The sequence below is a fragment of the Microbacterium sp. Z6_144 genome (genome assembly GCF_057197625.1).
The window spans coordinates 280,136-294,245 of sequence record NZ_JBXVPT010000002.1 but is presented as its reverse complement, the minus strand read 5'-3'; the positions used below and the strand labels follow the sequence as shown (position 1 = coordinate 294,245).

Sequence of the window (14,110 nt, the reverse complement as noted above, 5' to 3'; positions counted from 1 at the left end):
GCCAAGGAGCACCCTGTGACCCGCAGAATGCGCATCGACGACACGCTCGCGCTCACCATCCCGAGCCAGCCCGCGCTCGCACCCGACGGCAGCCGCGTCGCGTACGTCCTGGGGGGCGTGGACGTCGAGAACGACCGCGCGACCAGTGCGCTGTGGGTCGCTGATGGGGGCGGCGAGGCCCGCGCGCTGACGCACGGGAGCAGCGACGCGGCCCCGGCCTTCTCCCCCGACGGCGCGACGCTGGCGTTCCTGCGCGACGGACAGCTGTGGACCCTGCCGTTCGCCGGCGGCGAGCCGCAGCAGCGCACGCACCTCCCGCTCGGGGCGGGCGCTGCCGTCTGGAGCCCGGACGGAGCGAAGATCGCCTTCTCCGCGCCGGTCGATCCCGAGGCGGGCCCGGATGACAGCGACCAGACGCGGGCGGCCCGCAGCGGCTCCCCCCTCGTGACCGACGGCATCGACTACTTCGTCGACGGTGCGTGGTTCGTCCGCGGGGTACGGGCCCAGCTCCACCTCCTCGACCTCGCCACCGGTGAGGTCACCCAGCTCACCGACGGGGATGCTGACGCCGGGAGCCCCGCGTGGTCGCCCGACGGATCGGCCATCGCGTACACGACCCGCCCGGCCGGCGTGGATGACCTCACCTACCGGTCGGCGGTGCACGTCCTCTCCCCCTCGGACCCGGCGGCGACCCCCCGCGTCGTGGCATTCGCCGACGGGTATGCGGGCACGGTGTCGTACACGCCGGACGGAACCGGTCTGCTCGTGGTCGGGTGGACGGGCGATCCGGAAGGGCTCGCCGGTCTGTACGCCGTCGACCTCGGTTCCGGCTCGCTGACCGCCCTGTCGGCATCCCTCGACCGCAACGTCATGCCCGGCGCACCCGCCTACCCCGGCGCCCTCCCGCAGGTCACCGCCTCCGGCGACGTCGTGTTCGCCGTGCGGGATCGCGGGTGCACGCACCTGTACGCGGTGCCGCTCACCGGCGGGTCGCCCCGCCACCTGTACGGCTCCGACGGCGAGGTCGTGAGCGGGCTCTCGGTCGCGGGCGGCTCGGCGGCGATCGCCGTGGGGACTCCGACCTCGTTCGGTGAGATCGTCCGGCTCGACCTGGCCGGCGGCGCATCCACCGTCGTGACCGCGCACGGCTCCGCGCCCGACGGCGCCGAGCTGTTCGTCCGGGAATCGCGCGATTTCACCATCAGCGACGGCACGGTGGTGCAGGGGTGGCTCGTCCGTGACCCCGCCACGCAGGGGCCGTCTCCGCTGCTCGTGGACATCCACGGCGGCCCGCACAACGCGTGGAATGCCGCCGTCGACGAGATGCACGTCTTCCACCAGGAGCTCGCCGCGCGCGGCTGGACCATCCTGCTGATCAACCCGCGCGGGAGCGACGGGTACGGTGCGGAGTTCTGGAAGGCGGTCTACGGCGCGTGGGGCACGGCGGACTCACGGGACTTCCTCGAGCCGGTCGACGAGCTCGTCGCCGAGGGGCTGGCCGATCCGAAGCGCCTCGCGGTGACGGGATACAGCTACGGCGGCTACATGACCGCATACCTCACCGGGCATGACGACCGGTTCGCCGCTGCGGTCGCCGGCGGTGTCGTGTCGGACCTGGTGAGCATGGGCGGCTCGAGCGATGACGCGCACCTGCTGAACCTGCACGAGATCGGTGTCATGCCGTGGGACTCGGTCAGGCGCGACCGGCTCGCGGAGATGTCGCCCCTCACCGCCGTCGACCGGGTCACGACCCCCACGCTCGTCCTGCACGGTGAGAAGGACCTGCGGTGCCCGCTGGGTCAGGCTCAGCAGTGGCACTACGCCCTCCGAGAGCGCGGCGTGCCCACGCAGCTGGTGATCTACCCCGGCGGCAGTCACGTCTTCCCGCTGCTGGGCACGCCCAGCCACCGGGTGGACTACGCGCGGCGCGTGGTCGAGTGGGTGGAGCGCTATGCCGGCTCCGCCTCCGGCGCCCGGCCCGCGCGCGTCGACGCCGCCCACTGGCAGCGGCGGCTGGACGTGCTCGCCGAGCGTCACGGTGTGCCGGGAGCGCAACTCGGGATTCTGCGGCACTCGCCCGACGGTGACGACGACCTCGTGGTCGTCGGTACGGGCACGCTCAACAAGAACCTTCCCGCCGGGTCCGCCCGCGTGAGCGCGGATTCGGTCTTCCAGATCGGGTCGATCTCGAAGGTCTGGACCGCGACGGTCATCCTGCGACTCATCGAGCAGGGGCGTTTCACGCTGGACACGCCCGTGCACGAGCTTCTGCCGGATGTCCGCCTCGTGAACGACGAGCTCACCCGGGGGGTCACCATCCGGCACCTGCTCACGCACACCAGCGGAATCGACGGTGACATCTTCACCGACACCGGCCGCGGCGACGACTGCCTGGAGAAGTACGTGGAGCTGCTCGCCGACGCCGCGCAGAACCACCCCCTGGGGGCCACCTGGTCGTACTGCAACTCGGGGTTCAGCCTGCTCGGCCGCATCATCGAGGTCGTGACCGGCACGGTGTGGGACACGGCCATGAAGGACCTGCTCTTCACCCCGCTCGGCCTCACGCACACGGTCACGCTCCCCGAGGAGGCCATCCTCCACGCCGCCGCCGTCGGACACGTCGACGCCGACGGCGAGCAGGTCGTCACCCCCGCGTGGCAGCTCCCCCGCTCGCTCGGCCCCGCCGGGCTCATCACCGCTCGCGCCGCCGACGTGCTGGCCTTCGCGCGCCTTCACCTCTCCGGCGGCCTGGGCGCCGACGGCGAGCGCCTGCTCAGCCGAGAGGCCGTGGCCGACATGCAGGCCTTCCACGCCGAGGTGCCCGACAAGCAGGTGCTCGGCGACTCGTGGGGGCTCGGCTGGATCCGGTTCGGCTGGAACGGGACCCGCCTGTACGGCCACGACGGGAACACGATCGGCCAGGCGGCATTCTTGCGGATCCATCAGGAGTCCGGCCTCGCGGTGACCCTGCTGACCAACGGCGGACACGCGCGGGATCTGTATCAGGACCTCTACCGCGAGATCTTCGCAGAGCTCGCGGGCATCGAGATGCAGCATCCCGTCCAGCCGCCCGCAGAGCCGGTCGACGTCGACATCACCCCGTACCTGGGCGTCTACGAGCGCGAATCCGTTCGCGACGAGGTGCTCGTCGGCCCGGACGGCCCGATGCTGCGAACGACCGTCCTCGGTCCTCTCGCCGCTGTCGTGGCCGACCCGGTCGACGAGTACGCGCTCACCCCGCTGCGCGAGGGCGTGTACGCGTTGCGGGAGCCCGGGACCCAGACGTGGATGACGGCCACCTTCTACGCGCTGGACGGCGGCGAGCAGTACCTGCACTTCGGCGCCCGGGCGACGCCGAAGGTCGTGAGCGGCGCGTGATGGACGCATCCTCGTCGCTGAGCCGTACGGTTCCTCCGCTCCTGAGCGAGGGAGCGATCCTCGGTAGCCTCCGGCAGCTCATCGAGTGCGAGTCGCCCTCGTCGGACCTGGGCGCCGTCGCCTCCTCGGCGGGTCTGGTCGCTCGCATCGGCCATGACCTGCTCGGGGAAGCCCCGGAGCGGGTGGTGCTCGACGGTCGCTCGCACGTGGTGTGGCGATTCGGTGCCGCGACGAGGGTTCTGGTCCTGGCCCATCACGACACGGTGTGGCCGATCGGGACAATCGAGCGGCATCCCTTCGCGGTGCGCGACGGGGTACTGACCGGCCCGGGATGCTTCGACATGAAAGCGGGCCTGGCCATGGCGCTGCACGCCGTGGCCTCCCTCGACGACCGGGACGGCGTCACCGTCCTCGTCACCGGGGACGAGGAACTCGGCTCACCGAGTTCCCGCGCGCTGATCGAGGCCGAAGCGCGTGGCGCGCGGGCCACCCTGGTTCTGGAGGCCTCGGCCGACGGCGCACTGAAGATCGAGCGCAAGGGAGTGGCGCTCTACGAGGTGGAGGTGGCCGGCCGCGCCGCGCACGCCGGGCTCGAGCCGGAGAACGGTGCGAACACCACGCTGGAACTGGCCCACGTGACCCTCGCCGCCGCGGCACTGGCGGACGCCGCAGCGGGTACGACGGTGACGCCCACGGTGGCGGAGTCGGGGACCACCACGAACACGGTCCCGGCGCGGGCACGCCTGGCCATCGACGTCCGCGCGCGGACGGCCGCCGAGCTGGCTCGGGTGGACACGGCGCTGCGCGCCTACGCCCCGGTCACCCGCGGCACCAGCATCCGCCTCCTCGGCGGAATCAACCGGCCACCGCTGGAAGCTGCCCTGTCGACGGGACTGTTCGCGCAGGCGAACGAGATCGCCGCCCGGCTGGGACTCGCGGCGTTGGAGGGCGTGTCAGTGGGGGGCGCCAGCGACGGCAACTTCACCGCCGGTATCGGTATCCCCACGCTCGACGGGCTCGGCGCTGTCGGGGGCGGAGCGCACGCCGAGGACGAACACGTCCTCATCGGCGAGCTCGTCCCTCGCACGCGGCTGCTCGTCGAGCTGATCGCGGAGATCGCAAGGAAGGAAGAACCATGGCACAGGTGACCCAGGCCGATCCGCTGGTGGCGGCAGCTGTGCAGGACGCGGAGCGCGCCGCGCACAGCGCGGCCGTCACCGTCCGGGAGCTCACGTCGATCGCCGATCAGGCGGCATCGGTGCGGCTGCTGTCGGACATCTGGGCGCGCAGCGCCGAGAACCCCCCGGTGCCCCCCGAGCTGCTGCGCGCGCTCGGCAAGGCGGGCAACTACATCGCCGGCGCGTACGCCGGCGATGATCTCGTCGGCGTCGCGATCGCGTTCCACGGCACCCCCGAGCGTCACGCGCTGCACAGTCACATCGCCGGCGTCTCACCGGCGCACGCGGGGCGATCGGTCGGGTACGCCCTGAAGCTGCATCAGCGCGCGTGGGCGCTGCGGCGCGCGATCGACGTGATCGAGTGGACGTTCGACCCGCTCGTGTCGCGGAACGCGTACTTCAACATCGTCAAGCTCGGCGCCGTGCCGGTGGAATACCTGCCGAACTTCTACGGCGAGATCGCGGACGGGGTCAACAACGACGATGAGACCGACCGTCTCCTCGTCCGGTGGCACCTGCGGAGCGAGGAGACCATCGCCGCCGCCGCAGGCTCGCCCCAGCGGGTCGACGCCACCGCCGCGGGAACGGTGTCGGTGGCCGTGCCGCCTGATATCGCACAGATCCGGCGGGAAGACCGGGCGCTCGCCCACTGGTGGCGCCACACCGTGCGCGACCGGCTCACGGCGCTTCTGGATGCCGGCGGGCAGGTGACCGGTTTCGACCGCACGAACGGCTACATCGTGCGCCAGGGAGAGGACGACCGATCGTGAAACTCGAAGGCTTCGAGCTGCGACGGGTGGCCATGCCGCTCGTCTCGCCGTTCCGGACGTCGTTCGGAACCCAGACCTCGCGCGACATCCTGCTCGTGAAGGCGGTGACGGATGCCGCGGAGGGCTGGGGCGAGTGCGTCACGCTCCCCACACCGGTGTACTCGCCCGAGTACACCGAGGCCGCGGTGGACGTCCTCAAGCGATTCTTCCTTCCGGCACTCGGCGCGGCGACGCTGTCCGGTGCTCAAATGGTCGGCGAGGTCCTCGCACCGTTCAAGGGCCACCGCATGGCCAAGGCCGCCCTCGAGATGGCCGTGCTGGACGCGGAGCTGCGCGCCGAGGGGCGCTCGTTCGCCCGGGAGCTCGGCGCCGTGCACGAGAGAGTCCCCTGCGGCGTGTCCGTCGGGATCATGGACGAGATCCCGCGGCTCCTGGATGCGGTCGGCGAGTACCTCGATGAGGGTTACGTGCGCATCAAGCTGAAGATCGAACCCGGCTGGGACATCGACGTCGTGCGCGCCGTTCGCGAGCGCTTCGGAGACGACGTGCCCCTGCAGGTCGATGCGAACACCGCGTACACGCTGCGCGACGCGCAGCATCTGGCCCGCCTGGACGAGTTCGGGCTCCTCCTCATCGAGCAGCCCCTCGAGGAGGACGACATCCTGGGACACGCCGATCTGGCCCGGATCGTCAAGACACCCATCTGCCTGGACGAGTCCATCACCTCCGCCCAGACGGCGGCGGCGGCCATCCGGCTCGGGGCGACGAGCATCATCAACATCAAGCCGGGCCGGGTGGGCGGGTACCTGGAGGCCCGCCGCATCCACGACCTCGCTGCCGCCCACGGGATACCGGTGTGGTGCGGCGGGATGGTGGAGTCGGGGATCGGCCGGGCGGCCAACGTCGCCCTGGCGGCGCTTCCGGGCTTCGCCCTGCCGGGCGACGTCTCGGCCAGCGACCGGTTCTACCGGACCGACATCACCGAGCCTTTCGTCATGGTCGACGGGCACCTCACCGTGCCCCAGGGACCGGGTCTGGGAGTCGCGCCGATTCCGGAGATCCTCGACGAGCTGACCACCGCCGTCGAATGGGTGCCCGTGTGACGGCTACGCTCCCGGATATGAGCCCGGGAGCCCGATCCACCTGGGGACGTGTGCTGACCGATCTCGGCGTGACGCTCCTCGAGGTCGCCCACGGCCGTATCGACGCGGACCACCCCGTCGGCGGCGTGGTCATCCACGACCCGTTCGACGAGCCGGTGTACCCGGAGAACTCGATCGTTTTGGGCATCGGGGTGCACACCGCAGACGCCCTTCCCCCGCTGCTGACGACGGTCGGGCATCGGGGCGCGCTCGCGCTCATCGTGCGCTCCCCCGTCGACGTCACCGACGAGGTGCGCGCGGCGGCGGATGGCGCGGGGGTGGCGATCCTCGGCCTTGCCCGCGGAGCGACCTGGACGCAGCTGGCCGCGCTCCTGCGGTCGCTGCTCGCCGAGGAGGACATCGGGCATACGCAATCGGAGTCGCTCGAGGGCATCCCGGCCGGAGATCTCTTCGCCGTCGCGAACGCGATCGCCGCGCTCCTGGATGCGCCGATCACGATCGAAGACCGGTCATCCCGCGTCCTGGCGTTCTCGGGCCGACAGGACGAGGCCGACGCGTCGCGGATCGAGACGATCATCGGCCGGCAGGTTCCCGATCGCTACGCCAGCGCCCTGGCCGAACTGGGGGTCTTCCGTGACCTCTACCGCAACGATCAGGTCGTCGTCGTCGATCCCGTGCACCTGGGCGAAGGGGTCACGACGCAGCGGGTGGCGATCGCGGTCCGCGCCGGCGGCGAGGTGCTCGGGTCGATCTGGGCGGCGATGGACGGTCCGGTCACGGCGGAACGGGACGCGACGCTCCGCGAGGCGGAGAAACTCGTCGCCCTTCACCTCCTCCGCGTGCGCGCGGGCGCGGATGCGGAGCGGCGCTTGCGGGCCGAGCTCGTCAGCAGGGCGATCGAGGGCGGCCCCGAGGCGCGTGACGCGCTCAGCCGGCTCGGCCTGGCCGGCAAGCGCGTGTGCGTGATCGCAGCCGCCGCCCTGCCCGACACGAACGCGTCAGGAGGGGTGCGAGTCGACCAGGAACTCATCGCGCACCGCGAGCGACTGGTGGATGCTCTCGCGATGCATCTCTCGGCGGTGCAGCCCGGCGCCGCCGTCGCTTTCGTCGCCGACACCGCCTACGGCATCATCCCGGTCGCCGACTTCGCGGCCGAGCAGCGATCGGCGGCGCTGGCCGAGGACTTCCTGCAGCGCGTGCAGACCCGCATCCCGGCGGTCATCGCGATCGGGCACGCCGCCGACGACATCGCCGGCATCGCGCGGTCGCGGGCTCAGGCGCGGACGGTGCTCCGCGTTCTCACCGAACGGCCCGGCGTCAGCCGGGTCGCGCGAATGGCGGATGTGGAAACCGAATCGCTCGTGCTCGAGTTGCGTGATCTGCTCGCCGCCCGCGGCGACGAGATCACCGGCTTCCTGGCGCGGCTCGTCGCGTACGACCGGCGCAACAGCGCGCAGCTGGTGAGCACGCTTTCCGCGTGGCTGGACAGCTTCGGGGATGTCCCCGCAGCCGCCGCAGCCACGTTCAGCCATCCGAACACCTTCCGCTATCGCCTGCGCCGCGTCGCCGAGGTCGGACAGATCGACCTGTCCGACCCCGACGTACGGTTCTCAGCGATGCTGCAGCTGCGCATCCGCCGCGACTGATGCCGCGAGCACGGCATCGGGCGCACTCACCTCGCGAGCAGGCCGGTGACCTCATCGACGGTGTCGGCGGGCGAGGGCATCGCGGCGATCTCGCTTCGGACCGCCTGGACGGCGTGAGCGATCGCCGGGTCGTCGAGTGCCGTGGTCAATGCGGACGGAATCTGATCGATATCGTCCACGACGACCGCGATCCCCGCCGAGCGGGCGGCCTCGCTCACGCCGAACTGGTCCGCGCCCTGCGGGAACAGAACGAGCGGTTTTCCCGCAGCGGCCGCTCCGAGCACGGTGCCCGATCCGCCCGCGGACACCACCGCATCCACCGGGCCGAGCAGGTCGGCCAGCGGCTCGAACCCCACGACATGAACGCCTGGTTCGTCCGCGAGGAACGACGAGCCGGCGGCCGCCTGCGAGAGCAGGAGCCCTTCGGTGACGAGGACCTCGATACCGGTTCGGATCACCGCACGGACGACGCTCTCGAGAATCGCGGGGTCGGAAAAGACCGTGCCGAGGCTGACCAGCGCCGATCGCGATGATCCGTCGAGCGAGGGGACTGTCCCGGGGCCGTTCTCGCTGCTGAACGGCTCCGAACGGATCGGGACGACCGGCACGTCGATCGACCAGCCGGCAGGCTTCAACGAGGGAGGGGACGAGTCGACGTACGCCCGGGGCGACTCCAGCGTCAGCCCCAGAGCCTCGGCGAACGGCGCGGCCTGGGCCCGCACCTCTTCGCGGTTCTCGGCGAGCGCGCCGGGACCGATACCGAACTGAACCCAGGGGATCTCCAGGGAGGACGCGAGAATCGGGCCGATCGCGTCGTACGACTCGCTCACGACGGCATCCGGAGCCCACTCCCGCGCGCCGACGAGAGATTCGTCCAGGCGCAGTCGCGGCATGATCTTGCCGAACACGACGCCCTCATCGTGGGGCGTGACGTTGTTCAAGTCCACGCCCTCCTCGGCGATGGCGCCGACGATCACCGGCGCGGAAGGACCCGCGGTGACGAAGTCCGCGCCGGGGAGTTCGGCCCGCACCATCGGTTCGAGATCGGGCCCGGACAGCACAGCGACGTCGTGGCCGGCCCGGAGGGCCGCTCGAGCAAACGGGACGAGGGGGATGAGGTGACCCAGAGCGGGGGTGACACTGATCAGCAGCTTCATCGCAGCGATGGTACCGGTCACACGGGACGCATCAGCTACGGGCGGCGGAACATTGGGCATAACCCCAGCCGCGGCCGGCGCGATCAGGCTGCGAGGAAGCCGAGCAGCGCTGCGGTGAACGTCTCCGGCGCCTCCTCCGGCACGAAGTGACCCGACCCGGGGATGACCAATTCCGTGACGTCGGCGGCCACCATGCTCGCCACTTCCGCCACCGAGGCTCCGCTCGCGTACTGCCCACCCACAGCGAGGACCGGCATCGAGAGTCGCCCGCGCTGCTGCCACGCGATGATCTGTTCCGTGGTGGCGTCCGATCGGTAGAACTCGAAGCTCGCCCGGAGAGCGGCCGGGTCGCGCAGCGCGTTCACGTACAACTCCACCGCGTGCGGGGCGATGGCATCGGGCGAGGCGGCCTTCGACGCGAACTGGTGGCCGAAGTACACCTCCTCCCGCCCCCGCACCATCTGCTCGTTGATGTCGCCGAGGCGGTTGAAGGCGAAGTGCCAGAGGAACTCGTTGGTGGGCTTGTCCATGAACAGCGGCGGCGACGGACTCAGCCCGGGAAGAATCGCCTCCGCCAGCACCAGCTTCGTCACCCGATGCGGCTGGGCGGCGGCCAGCGCATACGCGACGATCATGCCCAGGTCGTAGCCGGCGACGGCGAACGTGTCGTGCCCGAGCGCCGTCATGAGGGCCGCCATGTCCTCCGCCAGCGTGGCGCCGTCGTAACCATCGTGCGGCTTGGCACTGGCCCCGACGCCGCGGAGGTCTGCCGCCACGACGGTGTAGTGCTCGGCGAGAGCAGGCATCATCAGTCGCCAGCCGTACCAGAACTGGGGCCAGGCCGGCAGAAGGAGCAGGGCGGGTCCCTGCCCGCCGACAACGGCGTGGATGCTCACGCCGTCCAGGTCCAGCGTGTGACTGGCGAAGGTCTCCTCGAATCCGGCGGGCAGATTGCCCACATGGTCAACCGTGAACGTCACGTCGTACTCCGATCCGTAAGTGGAATCTTTATCCAGATCGAACCTAGGGGTTGAGTGGATATTTTGTCCAGTTACGCTTTCGGTATGGCGACGGCTCTTCGGCGCGACGCGGCGCACAACCGCGACCAGATCCTGCGCGCCGCGCGGGCGATGGTGGACGAAGGACAGCCCCTGGTCTTGAACGATGTCGCCAAGCGGGCAGGTGTCGGAGTCGGGACGACCTACCGGAACTTCCCCACGCCCACGTCCCTGCTCGAAGCAGTCGCGCAGCCTCGGCTCGCCGAACTCATCGCAGCGGGCGAGCGAGCTCTCCACGACGATGAGCCGGGGTCGGCATTCGCGAGCTTCTTGTCCAGCATCGTGCGCGCGCAGATCATCGACGCGTCGTTGCCCCCCGTGAATGCGGCGGTGCACGACGAGCTCGAAGAGACGACGCGGCTCAAGGCCCGGCTCCGCGCGGTGGCGGCAGAGCTCTTGGACCGCGCCAAGAGCGCCGGGGACATCCGGCATGACCTCGCCTACGGCGATGTGGTACCCCTGGCCTGTGGGCTGGCGCACGCCGTGCGCGCCGGCGCTCCCGGCGATCCACTCGAAGCCGCGGATCGGTACACCCGCATGCTGCTGGCGGGTCTGCACCGCTGAGCGGAAGCGCCCGCCGCTCACGCGGCGGGCGCTTGCGGAGCTCTCAGCTCATTTCGCCGAAGGTGCGGTCGATGTCCGCCATCTCCATGGCTGCGGTGGCTTCGATGAGCTCCTGCAGCTCGGTGTCGGCTCCCGGGGAGAACTCCTCGAAGCGCTCCGGGGCGATGGTCATCGGCACGCCGACGGGAGCCTGCTCGCTCGCGTCGAGCTGGGTTCCGTCGTTCGACGGCGACATGCCCTGGAAGATCTTCCCCGCCTCGGACAGGTTCGTCAGGTCGAAGGAGAACTGCTTGCTCTGCAGCCCCATCTCCAGCAGACGAGCCACCTCGGGGAACTTCTCCGCGTTTGTCTTGGGAATGGGAAGCGACGTACGCCAGTTGACCCCGAGCGTCTCGAGGGCCTTGGCGTACGCGTTCTCGTGAGCCTGGTCGCGCACGATGAGGTACGCGATCGTGCTGCGAGCGGTCTTGTTGTCGGTCATCTCGTACAGGCGGCACTTCTGCAGGCGCCCGGTGGACTCCAGCATCAGGTTGTAGAGCAGGTCGAGCACGAGGTTGCCCGAGTTGTAGACGTAGCTGCCCATCCACGGGTTGCCGGCGGCATCCACGGGCAGCGCTCCCTGAGCGCCCACGAGGTAGTGGTGGATGTTGCTCTCGTGCTTGGCGATCTCCAGCGGAATCGACCCGCCCGCGCCCGGCTTGTCGAGCGGGTCGGTGAGCTTGCCGTTGTACCGGGGCGACCCATCGAGCAGACGCGAGATGGTCGTGCCGATGAGCTCGACGTGGCTGATCTCCTCGGTGCCGATGCCCTGGATCAGGTCCTTGTACGGCTTTGCGGACGGGCCCCGGAAGTTGATGCTCTGGAAGAGGTACTGCATCATCGTGCGCATCTCACCGAACTGCCCGCCAAGGCCCTCCTGGAGGGCGTTTGCGGCCGCGGGATCCGGCTCGTCCTGCTCGATTTCGTTGATCAGTTGCTGAACGTGAAAGTACATGAGGCCTCCGAAGCGGTTGGTCCTCTCAGCCTCGTCGCATCGACACATAACCGAGACCCTCTCGCCTTTCCGCCGGGTGCCGAGTACCCTCCGACCTACATCTGCGATGAGTCTCGATTTGTCGGTGTCCTCGACGGCTGTGACGATCCCCCGACGTGCGACGCCCGAAGCTGCTGGTGCTGCGTCAGGATCGACCAAGCCCGTGAGCGGCGAAGCCAGCGCCGTCGCCTAGCCTGCTGTCATGCAGTCTTCGCGTGTGGAATGGGTTGAGCACGTGATGTGGTGGCACGTCTACCCGCTCGGATTCGTCGGAGCATCGATACGCCCCAGCGGCGACGGGGATCGAGAACTCTCCCACCGCCTCGGCCGGATAGCGGCCTGGCTGGATCATCTGATCGGTCTGGGTCTGAACGGGCTGCAGCTCGGCCCGGTCTTCGCCTCCACCACCCACGGATACGACACGACCGACTACTTCCGGGTGGATCCCCGGCTCGGCGACGAAGCCGACCTGGTCGCGCTGATCGACGCCGCGCACGCGAAAGGCGTTCGGGTGCTGCTGGACGGCGTGTTCAATCACGTCGGCCGCGAGCATCCCGCCTTCGTCCTCCTCGAGCAGGATGGCCCGGACGCCCCTACCGCGAATCTGTTCTCGGTCCGCTGGGACGGCTGGGCGCCGGGCGATCCGGTGGACGCGGATGTTTTCGAAGGTCACGAGCATCTGGTTGCGCTGGACCACAACTCACCGGCGGTCGAGGATCTGGTCGTCGAGGTGATGGAGCACTGGCTGGAACGAGGCATCGACGGGTGGCGCCTGGATGCGGCGTACGCCGTCGCACCCCGCTTCTGGGGGCGTGTGCTCCCTCGCGTTCGCGAACGGTTCCCGCACGCGTGGTTCACCGGCGAGGTGATCCACGGCGACCAGGTGGCGATCGTCACCGAGTCAACGATCGACTCCCTGACGCAGTACGAGCTGTGGCAGGGCATCTGGCACGGCATCGCCGAGCTCAACCTGTTCGAGCTCGCCCATGCCATCGGACGGCACGACGAGCTCCTGCAGACCTTCATCCCGAGCACCTTCGTCGGTAACCATGACGTGACCAGGATCGCCACGGCCGTCGGCGACCGACACCTCCCGCATGCCCTCGCCGTCCTCTTCACCGTCGCCGGTACCCCTTCGGTCTACGCCGGCGACGAATACGCCTACCACGGCACCAAGGAAGAGCGCCTGGACGGGGACGACGCCATCCGCCCCGAGTTCCCCGCCCACCCCCCGCGGCGCGAGGACCTGGAATCGCGGGCGCGACGTGCACTGGAGACCACCGAAGCGCTCGTCGCCCTCCGGCGCCGACGCCCGTGGCTCCACCGCGCGCACACCGACATCGTCGAGCGCGCCAACACCACCCTGGTGCTGCGTTCGGCCGTGGAAGACGAGGCGATCGTCACCGCACTCAACGTCGGCGACGACGCGGCGCGCGTGAGCGCCGGTGGCGCGATGACCGTGGAGCTGGGGGACGGCGCCATCCGCGGCGGCGAGGTACTCCTCCCACCCCACGGATGGGCAGTCCTCAGCTAGCGGTACGATCACGCAGCCGAGCCAGACGCGGGCGGACGAGGCCCCGGCGCCGCGACGTCGGCGGCGCCGCCTTTCAACCGCCGCGCTTGCCCCTGTAGCGTTACCCCTTCACGGACGTGCCTCTCGCGAGCGGCCCGATCCCGAGGATTGCGAAGGTTCCCCATGACGAAGAACACCAAGGCCGAGAAGGCCGTCGGCGCGGCGCTGGATGCCGCGGCCGCGGCCGCGAAGGAAGCGAAGCGCCTCAGCAAGTCCTTGCCGAGGAAGGCCGCGAAGAAGCTCCGCTCTCTGGCGGACGAAGCGAAGGATGCCTCCCGCGTCTCGAAGAAGAAGGTCGCTCGCCACCCGCGCAAGGCGGTGAAGGAGGCGGTCGCCGCGACCGCCCGCGTGGACAAGGCCGCCGGCAAAGCACAAGCCAGGCTCGCCGCGAAGGCTCAGCGCACGGCTGCCCCCGGCCGACGGCCCGCGGAACCCGCCGCCGTCGTGCCGGAGCGCGCGGACGAGGCCGTCGGCGAGTCGGCGGCGCCGGCGCCTCTCCTGGCCGAAGCCCTCCGAGCCACACTGCCGACGACCGACCTCGACTCCCTCACCGTCGTTCAGCTTCGCGATCGTGCTCGCGCCGCGGGCCACCGGGGATTCTCACGCTTCAGCAAGGCGCAGCTGATCGCGCTGCTGTCGTCCTGACCGCG

Annotated in this window: 11 protein-coding genes; 8 read left to right on the top strand and 3 right to left on the bottom strand. The window is 70.2% G+C overall.

Annotated elements, in window-relative coordinates; translation table 11 throughout:
* The first annotated feature begins 15 nt into the window (after nucleotides 1–15).
* From AC2DGY_RS13515 to AC2DGY_RS13495, 5 genes are read left to right on the top strand one after another with little or no spacing between them, the layout of a single operon-like run.
* Nucleotides 16–3,378 (top strand): serine hydrolase, encoded by a 3,363-nt coding sequence (locus tag AC2DGY_RS13515; RefSeq protein ID WP_484510273.1) that lies wholly within the window; start codon nucleotides 16–18, stop codon nucleotides 3,376–3,378.
* A complete protein-coding gene (locus AC2DGY_RS13510; RefSeq protein WP_484510272.1) occupies nucleotides 3,378–4,526 on the top strand; it encodes a M20/M25/M40 family metallo-hydrolase in 1,149 nt (382 codons plus the stop codon). Before AC2DGY_RS13515 ends, AC2DGY_RS13510 begins: the two co-directional genes overlap by 1 nt.
* Entirely contained in the window at nucleotides 4,514–5,326 is an 813-nt protein-coding gene (locus tag AC2DGY_RS13505; RefSeq protein WP_484510271.1) for a GNAT family N-acetyltransferase, read from the top strand. Before AC2DGY_RS13510 ends, AC2DGY_RS13505 begins: the two co-directional genes overlap by 13 nt.
* Nucleotides 5,323–6,429 (top strand): o-succinylbenzoate synthase, encoded by a 1,107-nt coding sequence (gene menC, locus AC2DGY_RS13500; RefSeq protein ID WP_484510270.1) that lies wholly within the window; start codon nucleotides 5,323–5,325, stop codon nucleotides 6,427–6,429. The genes AC2DGY_RS13505 and menC overlap by 4 nt, the downstream gene beginning before the upstream one ends.
* A gap of 17 nt (nucleotides 6,430–6,446) precedes the next feature.
* On the top strand, nucleotides 6,447–8,075 hold the full coding sequence (locus tag AC2DGY_RS13495; protein WP_484510269.1) for a PucR family transcriptional regulator: 1,629 nt from the start codon (nucleotides 6,447–6,449) through the stop codon (nucleotides 8,073–8,075).
* 26 nt (nucleotides 8,076–8,101) lie between these two features.
* Here the strand turns inward: AC2DGY_RS13495 and AC2DGY_RS13490 are convergent, their stop codons facing one another.
* On the bottom strand, nucleotides 8,102–9,232 hold the full coding sequence (locus AC2DGY_RS13490; RefSeq protein WP_484510268.1) for a glycosyltransferase: 1,131 nt from the start codon (nucleotides 9,230–9,232) through the stop codon (nucleotides 8,102–8,104).
* 83 nt (nucleotides 9,233–9,315) lie between these two features.
* Nucleotides 9,316–10,212 (bottom strand): alpha/beta fold hydrolase, encoded by an 897-nt coding sequence (locus AC2DGY_RS13485; protein WP_484510267.1) that lies wholly within the window; start codon nucleotides 10,210–10,212, stop codon nucleotides 9,316–9,318.
* An 84-nt stretch (nucleotides 10,213–10,296) separates the two neighbouring features.
* On the opposite strand from AC2DGY_RS13485, the gene AC2DGY_RS13480 reads away from it, so the two are divergent.
* Nucleotides 10,297–10,854 (top strand): TetR/AcrR family transcriptional regulator, encoded by a 558-nt coding sequence (locus AC2DGY_RS13480; protein WP_484510266.1) that lies wholly within the window; start codon nucleotides 10,297–10,299, stop codon nucleotides 10,852–10,854.
* 43 nt (nucleotides 10,855–10,897) lie between these two features.
* Here AC2DGY_RS13480 and AC2DGY_RS13475 read toward each other — a convergent pair whose 3' ends face one another.
* Entirely contained in the window at nucleotides 10,898–11,848 is a 951-nt protein-coding gene (locus AC2DGY_RS13475; RefSeq protein ID WP_484510265.1) for a manganese catalase family protein, read from the bottom strand.
* Nucleotides 11,849–12,089: 241 nt separating this feature from the next.
* On the opposite strand from AC2DGY_RS13475, the gene AC2DGY_RS13470 reads away from it, so the two are divergent.
* Both AC2DGY_RS13470 and AC2DGY_RS13465 read left to right on the top strand, forming a co-directional pair.
* Entirely contained in the window at nucleotides 12,090–13,421 is a 1,332-nt protein-coding gene (locus tag AC2DGY_RS13470; RefSeq protein WP_484510264.1) for an alpha-amylase family glycosyl hydrolase, read from the top strand.
* 162 nt (nucleotides 13,422–13,583) lie between these two features.
* Entirely contained in the window at nucleotides 13,584–14,105 is a 522-nt protein-coding gene (locus tag AC2DGY_RS13465) for a hypothetical protein (RefSeq protein ID WP_484510263.1), read from the top strand.
* The last annotated feature ends 5 nt before the right edge of the window (nucleotides 14,106–14,110 follow it).

What these genes read in the sequence shown, in the direction of transcription:
- AC2DGY_RS13510 (WP_484510272.1), top strand. Translation starts at nt 3,378, where the DNA reads ATGGACGCATCCTCGTCGCTGAGCCGTACGGTTCCTCCGCTCCTGAGC.
- AC2DGY_RS13505 (WP_484510271.1), top strand. Translation starts at nt 4,514, where the DNA reads ATGGCACAGGTGACCCAGGCCGATCCGCTGGTGGCGGCAGCTGTGCAG.
- AC2DGY_RS13495 (WP_484510269.1), top strand. Translation starts at nt 6,447, where the DNA reads ATGAGCCCGGGAGCCCGATCCACCTGGGGACGTGTGCTGACCGATCTC.
- AC2DGY_RS13490 (WP_484510268.1), bottom strand. Translation starts at nt 9,232, where the DNA reads ATGAAGCTGCTGATCAGTGTCACCCCCGCTCTGGGTCACCTCATCCCC.
- AC2DGY_RS13480 (WP_484510266.1), top strand. Translation starts at nt 10,297, where the DNA reads ATGGCGACGGCTCTTCGGCGCGACGCGGCGCACAACCGCGACCAGATC.
- AC2DGY_RS13475 (WP_484510265.1), bottom strand. Translation starts at nt 11,848, where the DNA reads ATGTACTTTCACGTTCAGCAACTGATCAACGAAATCGAGCAGGACGAG.
- AC2DGY_RS13470 (WP_484510264.1), top strand. Translation starts at nt 12,090, where the DNA reads ATGCAGTCTTCGCGTGTGGAATGGGTTGAGCACGTGATGTGGTGGCAC.
- AC2DGY_RS13465 (WP_484510263.1), top strand. Translation starts at nt 13,584, where the DNA reads ATGACGAAGAACACCAAGGCCGAGAAGGCCGTCGGCGCGGCGCTGGAT.